Source organism: Bacillus sp. FSL E2-8868 (genome assembly GCF_038005505.1).
GTDB lineage: Bacteria > Bacillota > Bacilli > Bacillales > Bacillaceae_G > Bacillus_A > Bacillus_A mycoides.
The window spans coordinates 641,339-657,384 of sequence record NZ_JBBOTI010000002.1 but is presented as its reverse complement, the minus strand read 5'-3'; the positions used below and the strand labels follow the sequence as shown (position 1 = coordinate 657,384).

Annotated in this window: 17 protein-coding genes and 1 pseudogene; 11 read left to right on the top strand and 7 right to left on the bottom strand. The window is 34.7% G+C overall.

What is annotated here, in order from left to right; translation table 11 throughout:
- Window positions 1–80 precede the first annotated feature (80 nt).
- From NSS74_RS14375 to NSS74_RS14365, 3 genes and pseudogenes are all read left to right on the top strand, one after another.
- Window positions 81–276 (top strand): annotated as a pseudogene (locus NSS74_RS14375) (glyoxalase); the annotation flags it as partial.
- Between the two features lie 305 nt (window positions 277–581).
- Window positions 582–2,231, top strand: coding sequence for a copper resistance CopC/CopD family protein (locus NSS74_RS14370; RefSeq protein WP_002141330.1), 1,650 nt, complete (start codon window positions 582–584; stop codon window positions 2,229–2,231).
- 35 nt (window positions 2,232–2,266) lie between these two features.
- Window positions 2,267–2,887, top strand: a complete 621-nt coding sequence (locus NSS74_RS14365; RefSeq protein ID WP_002031295.1) for a YcnI family copper-binding membrane protein — start codon at window positions 2,267–2,269, stop codon at window positions 2,885–2,887.
- A 118-nt stretch (window positions 2,888–3,005) separates the two neighbouring features.
- Here NSS74_RS14365 and NSS74_RS14360 read toward each other — a convergent pair whose 3' ends face one another.
- The 4 genes from NSS74_RS14360 to NSS74_RS14345 form a co-directional block, all read right to left on the bottom strand.
- Window positions 3,006–3,782, bottom strand: a complete 777-nt coding sequence (locus NSS74_RS14360; protein WP_002141333.1) for an alpha/beta fold hydrolase — start codon at window positions 3,780–3,782, stop codon at window positions 3,006–3,008.
- Between the two features lie 203 nt (window positions 3,783–3,985).
- A complete protein-coding gene (locus NSS74_RS14355; protein ID WP_002140633.1) occupies window positions 3,986–4,867 on the bottom strand; it encodes an IS3 family transposase in 882 nt (293 codons plus the stop codon).
- Between the two features lie 8 nt (window positions 4,868–4,875).
- Window positions 4,876–5,172, bottom strand: a complete 297-nt coding sequence (locus tag NSS74_RS14350) for a transposase (RefSeq protein WP_002135468.1) — start codon at window positions 5,170–5,172, stop codon at window positions 4,876–4,878.
- Between the two features lie 99 nt (window positions 5,173–5,271).
- Window positions 5,272–6,177, bottom strand: coding sequence for a DMT family transporter (locus tag NSS74_RS14345; RefSeq protein WP_002086216.1), 906 nt, complete (start codon window positions 6,175–6,177; stop codon window positions 5,272–5,274).
- Window positions 6,178–6,274: 97 nt separating this feature from the next.
- On the opposite strand from NSS74_RS14345, the gene NSS74_RS14340 reads away from it, so the two are divergent.
- From NSS74_RS14340 to NSS74_RS14325, 4 genes are all read left to right on the top strand, one after another.
- Window positions 6,275–7,144 carry a LysR family transcriptional regulator gene (locus tag NSS74_RS14340; protein ID WP_002012297.1) on the top strand — a complete coding sequence of 290 codons (870 nt, stop codon included), beginning with the start codon at window positions 6,275–6,277 and terminating at the stop codon, window positions 7,142–7,144.
- Window positions 7,145–7,263: 119 nt separating this feature from the next.
- Window positions 7,264–7,695 (top strand): Rrf2 family transcriptional regulator, encoded by a 432-nt coding sequence (locus tag NSS74_RS14335; protein WP_002012300.1) that lies wholly within the window; start codon window positions 7,264–7,266, stop codon window positions 7,693–7,695.
- Between the two features lie 103 nt (window positions 7,696–7,798).
- Window positions 7,799–8,449 carry a DsbA family oxidoreductase gene (locus tag NSS74_RS14330; protein WP_002064866.1) on the top strand — a complete coding sequence of 217 codons (651 nt, stop codon included), beginning with the start codon at window positions 7,799–7,801 and terminating at the stop codon, window positions 8,447–8,449.
- Between the two features lie 73 nt (window positions 8,450–8,522).
- Window positions 8,523–9,125: a nitroreductase family protein gene (locus NSS74_RS14325; protein ID WP_002012304.1), complete on the top strand. Its 603-nt coding sequence runs from the start codon at window positions 8,523–8,525 to the stop codon at window positions 9,123–9,125.
- Between the two features lie 164 nt (window positions 9,126–9,289).
- On the opposite strand, the gene NSS74_RS14320 is transcribed toward NSS74_RS14325, so the two are convergent.
- Window positions 9,290–9,709, bottom strand: coding sequence for a GNAT family N-acetyltransferase (locus NSS74_RS14320; protein ID WP_340813839.1), 420 nt, complete (start codon window positions 9,707–9,709; stop codon window positions 9,290–9,292).
- Between the two features lie 217 nt (window positions 9,710–9,926).
- On the opposite strand from NSS74_RS14320, the gene NSS74_RS14315 reads away from it, so the two are divergent.
- The 3 genes from NSS74_RS14315 (at window position 9,927) to NSS74_RS14305 (ending at window position 12,958) form a co-directional block, all read left to right on the top strand.
- The gene (locus tag NSS74_RS14315) at window positions 9,927–10,061 is read left to right on the top strand and encodes a hypothetical protein (RefSeq protein WP_002012306.1); all 135 of its coding nucleotides are present in this window, start codon (window positions 9,927–9,929) and stop codon (window positions 10,059–10,061) included.
- A 107-nt stretch (window positions 10,062–10,168) separates the two neighbouring features.
- On the top strand, window positions 10,169–11,779 hold the full coding sequence (locus NSS74_RS14310; RefSeq protein WP_002141334.1) for an amidase family protein: 1,611 nt from the start codon (window positions 10,169–10,171) through the stop codon (window positions 11,777–11,779).
- Window positions 11,780–11,938: 159 nt separating this feature from the next.
- Window positions 11,939–12,958, top strand: a complete 1,020-nt coding sequence (locus NSS74_RS14305; protein ID WP_002031308.1) for an AI-2E family transporter — start codon at window positions 11,939–11,941, stop codon at window positions 12,956–12,958.
- Between the two features lie 46 nt (window positions 12,959–13,004).
- On the opposite strand, the gene NSS74_RS14300 is transcribed toward NSS74_RS14305, so the two are convergent.
- Both NSS74_RS14300 and NSS74_RS14295 read right to left on the bottom strand, forming a co-directional pair.
- Window positions 13,005–13,289, bottom strand: a complete 285-nt coding sequence (locus NSS74_RS14300; RefSeq protein WP_002086206.1) for a YesK family protein — start codon at window positions 13,287–13,289, stop codon at window positions 13,005–13,007.
- 112 nt (window positions 13,290–13,401) lie between these two features.
- Complete coding sequence (locus NSS74_RS14295) at window positions 13,402–14,346, bottom strand: L-lactate dehydrogenase (RefSeq protein WP_002012312.1); 945 nt, start codon at window positions 14,344–14,346, stop codon at window positions 13,402–13,404.
- 200 nt (window positions 14,347–14,546) lie between these two features.
- Between NSS74_RS14295 and NSS74_RS14290 the strand changes: the two genes are divergently transcribed.
- Window positions 14,547–15,995, top strand: coding sequence for a flavin monoamine oxidase family protein (locus NSS74_RS14290; RefSeq protein WP_002141335.1), 1,449 nt, complete (start codon window positions 14,547–14,549; stop codon window positions 15,993–15,995).
- The last annotated feature ends 51 nt before the right edge of the window (window positions 15,996–16,046 follow it).

The window sequence follows — 16,046 nt, the reverse complement described above, 5'->3', positions numbered from 1 at the left end:
ATATAGAAGTGGCGATATAAAGGGAGTTCTCTATCATGGAGAGACTTAAAGAAGTGTTTCATTTTGTTTAGGATAGCGGTATCGTAGTTCATGATCTAGATAGTTATACGTTTTTACGAAAAGGTTTGGTAAGGAACAGTAATAGAGCGTTACGTAAGTGAGGTGCTAGGTGTGGAAGGAGAAGCAGCCATTCTTGAAGTGGATGGTGATAGAATTGAATTACTTACACCAACGAATACTATACCTTCTCCAATGGCACGATTTATAAATAAAAAGGTGTTACGTAATAACGTAACACCTTTTTATTTATGTATTTCACATTTTCTTCACAAATGATTCACGAGAACTTTTCTTCTTAGGAAACTTACATAAATATATTTTATGATATAATAACAATCGACTTTAAAAATGTAAGTTGTTTTAATTAAAGTAGCTGCTATTATATTGGAAGTTTAAAGGTGGGGAGAAAGAAAGCGTCATGTTGTATAAAAAAATACTTAATCAGGTTAATATTTCGTCAGGGAATCAAACTAGGAAGTATAAAGTAATGAAAGTGTAGCGAGAAAGAAGAAAGAAGTGAAATGATTGTGAAAGTAATACGAAGGTTAGGGGCATGGCTATTAATAGCGTGCGTGTTTATCATATTGATACCAAAAAGCGCATCTGCTCATGCGTATGTTGTGAAATCAAATCCTGCTGAAAATGAAACGTTAAAGAAAGCACCATCTGTTGTGAAAATTGAATTCGATGAGGACATACAAGTTTCAAGTTTTAATACATTGTTCGTAAGAGACACCTCAGGTAAAAGAGTAGATTTAAAAGATGCACATATTGATAAGAAAAACAAAAAAATATTAGAGGCTGGGTTAAAAGAGAATCTCAAAAATGGTCTTTACTCTATTCAGTGGAAAGCTATTTCAGCTGATGGACATCCGATTCAAGGAGTTATTCCATTCCGTATTGGATTAGCAGAAGCGGGAACAGATGATATACAAGTAGAAGAGATGGGCTATGTTCCGCAAATCGATATGATCATGGAACGTGGGGTTCTATATACAAGTTTCTCACTATTTTTAGGAGTTCTATTCTTTAATCTTATTATGTATAAAGGGAATGCAACCTCAGTTCAATCAAGGAGTAAGAGAATAATATGGATATCATTATTTGGGATATTTATTAGTTTACTATTCAATCTACCATTGCAGGCGAAAATAAATGCTGATGTTTCATGGTTAGAAGCATTGGATCCTTTATTATTAAAAGAAACATTACAGCTATCTGTTTTTGGTTATGTATGGATCACTCAAATGGCTCTTATTAGTACGATTATAATTGTTACATATTTTGCAGTGAAGAGTGAGAGGCTTTCGTCGTTTAAAGTATGGAGCATTCCAATTGTATTATTTATGGGGTTACTGGTTATGAAAGCTTTCAATAGTCATGCATATGGATTAAAGTTTAAAGAAATTGCTGTCGTTATGGACTTTCTACATTTATTCGCAGCTTCGTTATGGATTGGGGGGCTATCATCGATTGTTCTTCTTTTACATAAAGAGGATGACAAGTGGACTATGTATTGGGATGCGATTAAGCGTTTTTCGCCATGGGCAACAGGTGCTGTCATAGTGATTTTATTAACGGGTCTTTTTAACAGTACATTTTTTATTCCCACGATCCATTCCCTATTTGATACGAAGTATGGATTGGCCTTATTAGCAAAGATACTTTTATTCGTGTGTATGGGGATATTGGGAATTATTCATTATGTGAAAGGGAGAATGCGAGCGCAGCAAAGGTTAGGAGCCACGGTGAAAGTAGAGTTTATCATTGGAATTATCGTTTTTGTAATCGTAGCGTTTATGACAAATGTACAAACGCCGCCGATGCCTCCTACGGGACCTTTTACAGAGAGTAAACAATTAGATAATGGATATGAACTTACTTTACATGTAAGTCCTAATAAGGTAGGACAGAATACATTTCATATTACTTTGAAGGATGAGAATGGACAGCCTGTTACTGATATGGAACAAATTGTATTGACGACTCAATCTTTAGATATGAATATGGGCAAAGGTTCATTTAAAGTTTCGGCAGTGTCACCGGGAGAATATGAAGCGGAAGGTATGTATATTAACATGACAGGAAACTGGAATATACAAGTTCACGGATTAACAAAATCTCTTGATAGTTTCGATACGGATTATAAATTTATTGTAGGTGGCAGATAAAAAAGACGTTATAAATGAAAAGGAGTTTATAGAAAATGAAACGTATAAAAAAATTAGGAACAACAATGATCGCAACAATAATTGCAATGGGGATTTTTTCGTTACCTGTTAGTGCTCACGTAACTGTGAAACCAGCAACTTCTGACGTTGGCTCTTGGGAGACTTATACAATAAAGGTACCTGTTGAAAAGAATATGGCAACAACAAAAGTCACACTGAAAATACCGTCTGGAGTCGAGTTTCAACAGTACGAGCCAGTGCCAGGGTGGAAAGTGGAAGAACAAAAAGATGCAGCTGGAAAAGTTAAAACTGTAATATGGGAAGCAACAGGAGAAGGGATTTTACCTGGTCAGTTCCAACGATTTACTTTCGTTGCTAAAAATCCAGATAAAGAGCAACAAATAGCTTGGAATGCATATCAACAATATAAAGATGGAGAAATTGTTGAATGGACAGGCGATGAGAAAGCTGAAAAGCCCCACTCACTTACTACGATTGCAAAAGGTACATCATTAACAGGAGAACATGGTGAAGTATCTAGTGTGGAAAAAAATGAAAGTACAAGTAATATGCAAACAATAGCAATTGTCTTATCAGTTTTAGCGATTGTATCTTCCGTAGGTACGTGTGTTTTTGTAGTACGTCGTAAAAAGTAGGGAACATTGAAAGGTCTCATTGAAAGTAATGAGACCTTTGTTAATAAAATTTTGAGATTAAGCAGCTTCGAGGGGGATTAGAGCTACAAATACAACATGGTTTATTAAGATAAGGAACTCAATTGACTGTCATTACTTCTTCTGGTAGGTTATCATGCTTAAGCCAGTTTTCAATTAAAGTATTAAATAGTTTGGGATTTGCTAAAGGGATTCCATGACCGATTTTAGGAATGATAATACCTGTGCAAGTAGGATTGCTTTCAAGGATTGCAGTCATCGAGTCTTTCATGATTCTTTTTTCGTTTTCTCCAACAGTCACTAATATATTGCTACTAGCATTCTCGAAACCTTTTGGTATTGTAAACGACATATTTTCTTCTAATATCCTCACAAATGTATTTTTACTTATTTGACAACTTTCATGATAATAGTTATCAAATTTTGTTTCATCTATGTACATTGATTTTGCTTGTATTTTGGAAAACGTCTTACTCTTTATAAGTGGATAGGTTAAGCCAAGGGATCTTATTAATGTTTTAGCGAAAGGAATTAGTTTAACTAATGCGCTATTTATCATAGCGTATTGAATTAAGTTTGGTTTCATGCTGAGCATTGCAATTAATACTTGAGCACCTAACGAAAAACCGATTACTATAACAGTTTTACCTTGTCCTTTTTCTTCAACTAATTCAATGATTTTTTCAGCACTAAAGTGTATTGAAAAATGATCCTTACTACTATTTTCCCCTTGCTCGGGTAAATCAGGAACAAGGCAGTGAAAGTTAGTAAAATGTTTAATTTGTTTGTCCCACATCCATCCACTGACTCCGCCCCCATGAATAAAAACCATAAGTGGAGAGCTTGAATCTCCAAATTCCTTATACTGTAAAACCATATAATTCCCCCTTATGATTAGAATTGTTAGTCCATACATATGTATTAGAGATACTATTTTCTACTTAATTATCATCATACAATAAAAAAGGAAAATTTTCCTTTTGCTAAGATGTTAAGTGACTGTACTGATAAAATGGTAAAAAAGAAAGAGCCTACAAGTGCAGTGCCCCCTGTCAAGTAGACAGTATTTAAAAAGCGCAACTAAGCAACCTGAGTTCTATATTTATATGGACTCAGGTTATTTAATTTCTTTTGAAATCTTTGATGATTATAAAAGTGCATATATTTACGCACGGCAAGTTTGACCTCATTCGCTTTACGGAAGGAGTATAAATGAAAACACTCTGCCTTAAAGTGACTGAAGAAGTTTTCCATACAAGCATTATCCCAACAGTTGCCTCTTCGAGACATACTTGCCTTCATCTGATATTTTTTAAGTAATTGATTATATTGACGAGATGTATACTGGGATCCTTGATCACTATGTAAGAGGATTCCCTTCACATTTCGTTTTTTCTTTGCCTTTTTAAGCGTATCTAACACAAGCTTTAAGTCGTTTCTACGACTGGTTTCATAGGCAACAATTTCATTATTGTATAAATCCTTAATAGCGGATAAGTACAAGCGCTGTCCATTGAAAATCAAATAGGTAATATCGGTTACCCATTTCTCATTCGGTTTTGAAGCCTGAAACTCCCTATTTAGATGGTTCTCTGAAATCACATAAGCTTCTTTTTTTCCGTAATAAGGTCGTTTTTTCCTAATTACGGCTTTGATACCTAGTTCACTCATCAATCTTTGGATGTGCTTATGGTTCAAATGAAGGTTATATGTGGCTTTCAGCCACACTTGTATTCTTCTATATCCATAAATTCCTCTTAATTTTTTATGACACTCCAATATCTTTTTCTTAATTTCGATATCCTCTGATTGTTTTTTAGAAGGCGTCGTATGCCGTTTTAGCCATTTGTAGTATCCACTTCTGGTTACACCAGCAATATCGCATAGAATGGTCACTGTATAACCTGTTTTTGTCATTTCATGGATGACTTCGAATTTTTTTATTTTGGATACGACTTTCATTCCTCCTTTTACATCCCTAAGAGCTTTTTTAACATTTCATTTTCCGCTTCTAATCGTCTGATCTTAGCTTCAGGATCTTCGGGTCTAACCCTTGGTCTACCTAAACCTGGTCCTTTCGCTTTACCGCGTTTTTCTTCTAGTCCTTTGATTCCTTCAGCTTCAAAGTGTTTCACCCAACGACTTACAACCGAGTGATGAATACCTAATTCTTTCGCAATGGTTTTATAGCTCATGCCTTCTTTTAAGTATAAATCTATAGCTTGTTTCTTAAATTCTACATCGTAAGTGACTCTAATTTTTCCCATGAAAAAATCCCCTCCATAGTAAACAGGTTAATGTGCTTTCTTTTTCCTGTCTACTATAAGGGGATCATATCAAAGTGGTAGACTCTTTCTCATATCTATTTATTTCACTTCAACTTGCTGCCTTACAGCAAGTGCTTTCGGCTTTATATTTACAAAACAAATGCTTACGATAATAAATAAAAGTCCGATGAATAAGCTAATTGTAATGGCCTCATGTAAGAAAATAGAGCTTACAATAATAGCGATCAGTGGGATAAGGAACGTATAAGCCCCAACTTTACTTGCCTCACCAGCTCCTACAAGTGTAAAGTAAGCGAGCCATCCCATTGCAATAACAAAGAACGAGATGAATAGTAGTACACTTACAAATGGTATACTCCAAGCGATGTTAGACCAGCTCTCAAATTCTGAACCAAATCCGATTAAGCAAAGTCCGCCAATAATAAGCTGAAGTGTTACCATCCAAATGGCATTAACGCGGTGTCCAGTTTTCTTAATAAATACTGTGCCGAGTGCCCAGCCGATAGCGCACCCTAAAGCAAGTAGTACACCGATAATAGAAATATGTCCAGTTAAACTACTAGAGCTAATAACCCCAACACCAATAAATCCAAGAATAAGTCCGAAAATTTTCAAGCCGTACATAGATTCTTCAAGCCAAATCCATGAGAAAATGCCGAGTAAGACAGGTTGGAGAAATACGATTGCGGAGAAGAGTCCGGCGGGCATATACTGAAGTCCGACAGTTTGTAGTCCGTAAAACAAAATAATATTGAGTAAAGATGAAATAAAGTATAAATGCCAAGTTTCCTTTAAATTTAATTGTTTGTATTTCGGTAATGCGAAAGTAAGTAAGATAAATCCTCCTATTAATGTTCTAATCCCTGCAAAGAGTACGGGTGGTGTGTAATGCAGAGCGAATTTTGATAACGGCCAATTAATTCCCCACATAATAACGAGAAATGTAAGGATTATGGCCGTCTTAGTTCGAGAAAGCTGTGTCACTGTAATCCCTCCTTGTTGTATTCCATTTCACTATGATATGATATCGACTATGATAAATAAAATGAATCTTTTTTATAAGGAGTATAAGTGATTAGTTATGACCATTACACAACTTCAAGTTTTAATTAAAACGGTTGAATTAGGGAGTTTTACGAAGGCTGCCGGGATGTTAAATATGACACAACCAGCTGTAAGTCATGCGATTTCAAGCATTGAGTCAGAGTTAGGAGTTACCATTCTTATACGCGATAAACGAAAAGGGCTAATCGTTACGGATGTTGGAAATAGAATTCTTGTACATATTAGAGAAATCTTAAACGGCGTTGAGAAGATTGAACAAGAAGTAGCGATGGAGAAAGGGCACGAAGTTGGGACGATTCGAATTGGGAGTTTTCCGAGTGCTTCTGCACATTTCTTACCCAAAATGATAAATCTTTTTAAGGAGAAGTATCCGAACTTAGAAGTCGTTCTTTGTGAAGGCACGATTAAAGAAGTTGAAGATTGGTTAGTATCGAGGGTTGTTGATATAGGAATTGTTATCTTGCCTAATAAAGATATGGAGATCGTGCCCTTAACGAAGGGGAAAATGGTTGTTGTCTTAAGAGAGGATCATCCTCTTTGTAAGAATGATTCTATTACAATAGGTGATTTAGAGAATGAACCGATCATATTATGTAAGGGTGGGTACGAACCACCCATTATCGATATGTTTAAACAAGCGAACGTACCACTTCGGGCTGAATATATAATTTCCACAGTTACAACAGCTTTAAATATGATTCAAGAAGGATTAGGAATCGCAATTTTGGCTGAGTTATCTTTAACGAGTTTACCAAAGAATATACAAACGAGAGAATTGGAACCACAAGTATGGAGAGAAATTGCTTTAGCTGTTCCTTCATTAAAGGATTCTTCAATCGCTGTGCAGCTATTTATTGAAGAATTTCAAGACTTGTTTGCAGAATAAGAAGAGGTGTCTCATATATTGTAATGGGGCACTTTTTTATTTGCTTTAAAAAATTTGTAAAAAGGATTGACTTATACTCTAGTTGTAACTATAATGATTACATCGAGGTGGTAATCACAATGAAAATTAGTAGCCGCTTTTCTATAGCTGTTCATATTTTATCTATTTTGAAAAACAATCCATCTTCAGTTTGTACTTCGGACTATATGGCCGAAAGTGTAAATACAAATCCGGTAGTAATTCGAAAAATAACGTCTTACTTGAAACAAGCTGAGTTTGTATACGTCAAACGCGGTCCGGGTGGCGCGGGATTATTAAAGGATTTACATGAAATCACATTATTAGATGTGTATCATGCAGTGAATGTAGTGGAAGAAGACAAACTATTTCACATTCATGAAAAACCGAATCCAGACTGTCCAATTGGGGCGAATATTCAAGCTGTTTTAGAGGTTATTTTAGTTCAGGCGCAATCTGCGATGGAAGAAGTGTTGAGAAATATTACGATGGGGCAGTTATTTGAATCTTTACAACAAAAAATGAATGCATAATATGATAATTGCAAGTCTCTAAAAGGGAATGCATATTTTTTTCTCAAAATTGTAACCGTTTCGGTTACATCTAAAAATAAAAAGAAGGTAAGGTGCAAATAATATGACTGTGAAAATGAAAGTATACTCAGATTTTATATGCCCGTTTTGCTTTTTAGCAAAAGGTCCATTAGATGAAGTAGCGAAAGAGAAAGATGTAGAAATCGAATGGATGCCATTTGAATTGCGTCCAAGTCCATATTCTAAAATAGATCCTTGGAACGAGCCAGATAAGTTAGGTTCATGGGATTCTTTCATTCTTCCTACTGCAAAAAAATTAGGGGTTGAAATGCGTCTGCCACGTGTTTCTCCGCATCCATATACACATTTAGCTTTTGAAGGGTGCCAATTTGCGAAAGAGCGTGGACTTGGAAATGAGTATCATCACCGAGTATTTACTGCGTTTTTCCAAGAAGAGCAAAACATTGAAGATATTGATGTATTAACGAAATTAGCGGTAGAAGTAGGGCTTCCTGAAGCTGAATTTAAAGATGCTTTAGTAAATCGTAAATATAAAGAAAAACATCAAGAAGCAATTCAGCATGCATATGATGAAGCGAATATTATGGCTGTTCCAACTGTCATGATTGGAGATGAAGTCATTCAAGGACTTGCTAGTAAAGAAACGCTAGAAAGAGTAATTGATAAAGAAATCGAAAAGGATAAAACAAATTCATTTGAAGGGATGCAATGTAAGACGGATGGATATTGCTAATTCGTCTTGCATGAAAGACTCAAGTTGATTTGTTTAAATAAAAATAATAAAACATATATTTGGAGGAATTAAAATGTCAGCAACTACAACAAACTTAAAAGAAGCAATCGTGAACCGTCGTTCAATTCGTAAAGTAACAAAAAACGCTACAATTACAAAGGAAAGAATTGAAGAAGTATTAAAAACAGCTTTACATGCACCAACTTCTTTCAATATGCAAAGTGGCCGTATGGTCGTATTAATGGATGGAGAGCATGAAAAGTTTTGGGATATCGTAAAAGAAACGCTTAGATCACGCGTACCAGCAGAAAACTTTGAAGCGACTGTAGAAAGACTAAAAGGTTTCCATGCAGGTGTAGGTACCGTTTTATTCTTTGAAGATCAAGCAACTGTAGAAAAAATGCAAGAAAATGCACCGTTATATAAAGATCAATTCCCATTCTGGTCTCATCAAGGAAATGCAATGCTACAACATACTGTATGGATGTTATTATCAGCTGAAGGAATTGGTGCATCATTACAACATTACAATCCAATCGTAGATGCTGAAGTGAAAGAAACATGGAATATTCCAGCGGAGTGGAGTTTAGTAGGACAAATGCCATTTGGTGAGCCAAATGAACAACCAGGGGAAAGAACATTCTTACCTACTGAAGATGTAGTGAAATTTTATTAAGAAATTTAATATATACAGAGTTAAATAAATGAAAGGAGAGTACATATATAGCTATATATGTACTCTCCTTTCGTATGTAATGTTTAAATGCGATTGTGGAAAAGGTTACTGCAAGAATAATTTCTTTCATATGAATCGAAGTTTTCCCTACAATTAAAAATCTATCATGTTTTTGAAATGACAGTAAACATCCCCGTCATGTTTGGTGAGTAATTTTTAAAATCAAATTTTTCATAGAACGATTCTTTACCTTGTGATGCAAATAAACCGACAAACGCCTTATCAGGGGCATTCTCATTTAAGTATGCAACCAAAAGATGCATTATTTCTTTCCCAATACCATGTTTCTGATAATCCGGATGAACCACTATATCTTGAATATAGAAATAGATAGATACATCACCAACAATTCTCCCCATGCCCACAATTTTTTCATTATCTTTGACCGTGATGCAGTGAATAGAATGCTTCAGTGAAGTATCCGCTACTTCAAAATTCATATAATTAGTCCATCCAACAGAATCACACAAATATTTGTACTCTTCCAATGTTGGAATGTTATGTTTAAACTCATATGTTTTCAAAATGCATCCTCCATGTCCTTAAATTCAATAAGTATATAAATTCGACATATTTTTATCTATTCCTCTTACGCAACAGAACTCCTTTTAGTTATTGAATACTATATCATCTGTCTCGTCTATTTAATTTAGTCCAGCTTCCCTATTCGTATTGGTGTTAATTTATGTGCATTTAGGGAAGAAATATAAGAAATAATCTGGTGAGAAAGGAAGTGGGAACATGAATGATGAGAAAAAATATACAGTTGTCGGTACTGATGTTGATGAAGTGAAACGTTTAAATAAAAATTCAGGGTTAACATATAATCAGGTGAAGGAATTGTTAGCAAAGCAAATGCAAAAAAAAAGTAATTAGATTGAAATCTTTCATTTTTTCATTTAGCATTTTGATTGGAGAGAGTTAAGTAAAAGGTAACTCTCTTTTTTATATAAATGAGCAACTTTTAGAGTGGAGGAAGCAACATGAAAAAATGGGTAAAGATAACGTTGTCTATCGCTGGAGGTATTGTTCTATTGGTGTGTGCCGGAGGATATTACGTGTATAAAAATTATTTTCCAAAGGAACCTGAGCGTATTGTATATGATAAAGACAGAGTGTTAAAACCGATACATAATCAGCTTAAAGGGATCGACATAGATAATATAAAGATAAAAGAAAAAGAAGTTGTAAATGCGACTGTGGATGAGCTTCAAAAAATGGTTGATGATGGGAAATTATCATATGAAGAATTAACGAGTATTTATCTTTTTAGAATACAAGAACATGATCAAAATGGAATATCATTAAATGCTGTTACAGAGATTAATCCTAATGCAATGGAGGAAGCACGACAGTTAGATAAAGAGAGATTTTTAAATAAGAAATCGAACTTATACGGCATTCCTGTCATCGTAAAAGATAATGTACAAACAGCGAATGTTATGCCGACAAGTGCTGGAACTTATGTATTAAAAGATTGGATTGCAGATGAAGATGCGATGATTGTGAAGAAGTTGAAAGAAGAAGGGGCGTTTGTTTTAGGAAAAGCAAATATGTCTGAGTGGGCGAATTATTTATCTTTTACAATGCCAAGTGGATATAGTGGGAAGAAAGGACAAAATTTAAATCCATATGGCCCGATTACATTTGATACATCAGGATCGAGTTCAGGATCTGCTACAGTGGTTGCAGCTGATTTTGCACCGCTTGCAATCGGGACGGAAACGACGGGATCCATAGTAGCACCGGCAACGCAACAATCAGTAGTTGGGTTACGTCCGTCTTTAGGTATGGTTAGCAGAACAGGAATTATCCCGTTAGCTGAAACACTTGATACAGCAGGGCCAATGGCAAGAACGGTCAAAGATGCAGCAACGCTATTTAATTCAATGGTAGGTTATGATGGAAAAGATGCTATGATAGAAAAAATGAAAGATAGAGATAGAATGGATTATACGAAGGAGTTATCGATAGATGGATTAAAAGGGAAAAAGATAGGGATTCTTTTTTCTATAGAACAACAAGATGAAATTAGAAAAGCAGTAGCGAAAAAGATTAGAAAGGACCTTGAAGATGCAGGTGCAATATTGACTGATGATGTTCAGTTAAACAGCGAGGGTGTAGATAATCTGCAAACATTAGAATATGAGTTCAAGCATAATGTTAACGATTATCTTTCACGGCAAAAAAATGTGCCAGTAAAATCGTTAGAAGAGATTATAGCGTTTAATAAAAAGGATAGTAAACGACGAATAAAGTATGGACAAACATTAATTGAGGGTTCTGAGAAATCTGCTATAACGAAAGATGAGTTTGAAAAAATAGTTCAAACGAGTCAAGAAAATGCAAGAAAAGAGCTAGATAGGTATTTAGTAGAAAAAGGTTTGGATGCTCTTGTGATGATTAATAACGATGAAGTTCTTCTATCAGCTGTGGCTGGTTATCCAGAATTAGCAGTGCCGGCAGGATATGATTCTGATGGTCAGCCGGTAGGTGTAGTGTTTGTTGGGAAACAGTTTGGTGAAAAAGAACTTTTTAATATTGGATATGCGTATGAACAGCAGTCTAAAAATAGACGATCTCCTAAAATATAGAGTTGATAAAGTAGTTTTTAGAAAAGTAGTAGATAAAAAAATCCGACAATAAAAAAGAAAAAAAGGATTCTTTCCAATTAGTAAGAAAGATTGTCTATAGAAGTTCATAAAATGTAATATATCCAATTTCCATCCATTGAAGGGGGAGGTTAATTCTTAATGAATGAAGTGAAAAATTTCTTTCGAAGCAGAGGGTTTCAACGGTTTCTCGTTTTAATAATATTAGTGCTTGTATTGTATGGATTAAAAAGTATGATTAATTTAATATTAATTACGTTTATTCTCACGTTTTTGATGGATCGATTTCAAAAGTTTATTTCAAAAAAATTGAAAGTAAATAGGAAAGTGGTTATTGCTGGTTTATATATTGTGTTAGTGACGTTTATTGTAACTACACTATATAAATATTTGCCTGTACTAACGATACAAATTTCACAATTAATTTATCAATTTAAATTGTTTTTTCAAAACCCACCTGATAACGAGATAATTAAATATGCACTTTCGACAATTAATGGAATGGAAGTATCGAAATATATCGAACAAGGTGTAGATGTCATTTATCAATCGATAGCAAACATAGGAAAAGTCAGTTTACAAATACTACTTTCTCTTATTTTAAGCTTATTTTTCTTATTAGAAAAAGAACGCATTATAGCATTTACTTCGAAATTTAAAGATAGTAAGCTGAAAATTTTTTATGAGGAGATTGCATATTTCGGTGAAAGGTTTGCAAGATCGTTCGGAAAAGTGATTGAAGCACAGTTTTTAATTGCGGTTGTAAATTGTGTGCTCACTGTAATTGCACTTGTCATTTTAGGATTTCCACAGCTTCTTGTATTGGCTGTCATGGTCTTTCTACTCGGTTTGATTCCAGTTGCTGGTGTTATCATTTCATTGTTTCCACTTTGTATCATTGCCTATAACGTCGGCGGGGTTGTGTATGTTGTTTACATACTAGTGTTCATTACAGTAATCCACGCTCTTGAAAGTTATTTATTAAATCCAAAATTTATGTCTGCAAAAACGAATTTACCTGTTTTTTATACATTTATGATTCTTATCTTTTCAGAGCATTTCCTCGGAATATGGGGGCTTATTATTGGGATTCCAATCTTTATCTTTTTATTAGATGTACTTGATGTAAATAATGATGAACCGATTAAAGATAATAAGTGATAGAAAATGACCGATGTTTTCTCTTGATGAAAACATCGGTCATTTATTATTTTTTCTTTGGAGGAGGTAGTTTAATGAAGGTATTTGCAATTAAAGCTATAATAACAGCAGCAAAAATAAAGACTGCAATTACACTAACTCCCATACCTGCCCATCCTCCTACAAGGAAGATACTTATCGGTATTGCTAACAAGCTTAAAATAATTAGAATCAATCCGAGATTCTTATCATATTTTTTAGTTGGAAATAGCGTTCTGATGATTAAGAAGAGGAAAAGTATTAAGGATGCTACAGCTAGCAAGAGGATTGCAATCGTCAAAGAATCATTCATGAAATCACCCCTTTTTATAGATAATATTACCGTTTAAATTGAGGGGGAACTATAAAAGTATAAAAAAGCAATCCAATATAAATCGGATTGCTTTTTTGATTGGAAAATATGATTAAAGAACAGGAGCCATTGTTTCTTTCAACACTTGAACAGAGTGATCGAATTTTAATTCTTCCTCTTCACTTAGTTCAACTTCTAAAATTTCCCGAACACCGCCGCGGTTTAAAACAGCAGGTACGCCGATATAAACATCCTGTTGGCCGTATTGACCTTCAAGATATGCTGATACAGTTAATACGCTGTTTTCATTGCTTAAGATTGCTTTCGTAACACGTAAAAGTGACATGCCGATGCCGTAGTATGTAGCACCTTTTCGTTCAATAATGTGATAAGCTGCATCACGAACGTTTACGAAAATATCATCTAAATCTTTTTGGTTATATGTGTTGTCTTTTTCAAGAAGCGTTTGTAGTTTTTGAATACCAATTGATACGTGACTCCACACAGGAAGTTCTGTATCACCATGCTCTCCGATAATATAAGCGTGAATGTTATGAGGTCCAATATCGAAGTACTCACCTAACATATAGCGGAAACGAGCTGAGTCAAGAGTTGTACCAGAACCGATTACGCGTTCTTTCGGTAAACCAGATTCTTTCCAAGTTACGTAAGTTAAAATATCTACAGGGTTCGTTGCGATTAAGAAGATGCCATCAAAGCCGCTATCCATAATGCTACGAACAATTTGCTTGAAAATTTTAGCGTTTTTCTCAACTAAATCTAAGCGTGTTTCACCTGGCTTTTGTGGCAATCCAGCTGTAATTACAACAAGGTCTGCGTCTTTACAATCTTCATAACTACCTTTCCAAACTTTTGTTGGAGCTGGTGCGAAAGGAACGGCATGGCTTAAGTCCATTGCTTCTCCTTCAGCTTTTGCTTCATTTACATCCACTAAAACAAATTCTTCAGCTACAGCTTGGTTAATCATGCAGTAAGCATAACTACACCCAACTGCTCCTGTTCCTACTAATACAACACGGTTAATACCTTTTTTCATTTCAAAATTCCTCGCAATTTCATTAATTTTATTATGTAAGATAATACGTCTTACTTCTATAGTTTCATATCTATTTTATTACATTTTATAAAAGATATTCAAGTAATTGAAAATGTATCCGCTCAATTACTTGAATGAAACATAGGAATCCTGTTAAACGAATATAATTCAGTAAAATCCTTCATAAAAGGGGAATTGGCATGGGGAATCCATTATCGATGGAAGAAATGCTTCAAATTATTCATGAAGGGCTTGCCAAAACAAATAACCCCAAACGGATTACAATTGCCGGTGCAGGGATGTCTGGATTAGTTGCAGCATCTTTATTAAAAGAGGCTGGACACGAGGTAACGATTATAGAAGCGAATAACAGAATAGGTGGCAGGGTGTATACGATTCGTGAACCATTTAGCGCAGGGTTATATTTTAACGCAGGCCCTATGCGTATTCCAGATACTCATGATTTAACTTTAGCCTACATTCATAAATTTAAACTACCGTTAAACCTTTTTATTAATAAAACTTCTTCAGATATAATTTATACGAATAACAAAAGAACGAGATTGGATGTGTTTGAAAAGGATCCAAGTGTACTTGGATATCCAGTTTTAGATAAAGAAAGAGGGAAAACAGCAGAAGGGTTAATGTTAGAGGTATTGGAACCGATACTTAATTATATTAAGAAAAATCTTAATAAAAACTGGATTATTGTTGAAAAAAAGTATAAAACATATTCGCTCGGTTCATTTTTAACCGAGTATTATTCAGATGGGGCAATAGATATGATCGGAGTACTTCTTGATATGGAAGCATACATGGGAATGTCATTAATTGAAGTATTACGCGAAATGATCTTTTTCACTTCAACGACGAAATATTATGAGATAACGGGCGGAATGGATAAATTACCAAATTCATTTTTACCAGAGCTAAAGGATAATATTTTTATGTCGTATAAAGTAGAAAAAATTATACAGGAAGATAATAAAGTAATGATGCAAGTAACACATGAACAAACGTTAAATTCATTTATAGTAACTGGTGACATCGCTATTGTCACAATTCCATTTTCAGCTTTGCGATTTGTAGAAGTTCAGCCATATCATTTATTCTCTTATTATAAAAGGCGGGCAATTCGTGAATTAAATTATATTGCTTCAACTAAAATTGCGATAGAGTTTAAAAGTAGATTTTGGGAAAGAGCAGGACAATATGGTGGTAAGTCAATTACAGATTTACCTATCCGCTTTACATATTATCCGAGCTACGGCATTCATACACCAGGGGCGGCTATCGTTTTAGTGAGTTATACGTGGGCAGATGAGGCGTTAATGTGGGATAGTCTCTCGAATAGAGAACGTATTCGTTATGCGTTGAAAAATTTAGCGCAAATATATGGAAATGTGGTTTATAGTGAGTATGTTGCGGGAGAATCTTTTAGCTGGAGTCAAAATCCGTATTCTTGCGGAGCATTTACAGCTTTTGAACCAGGGCAAGAGCTTGAATTGTTTCCATATATTACGCCGCCAGCGGGTAGAGTGCACTTTGCAGGAGAACATACGACATTAACACATGGATGGATGCAAGGGGCAATCGAGTCTGGAATTAGAGTTGCTCATGAAGTGAATGGAAATGAAACGATAATCTAGCAGTTTTGTTTACAAATAGGTATTCTTTTAATAAAATGATAAATATAAATC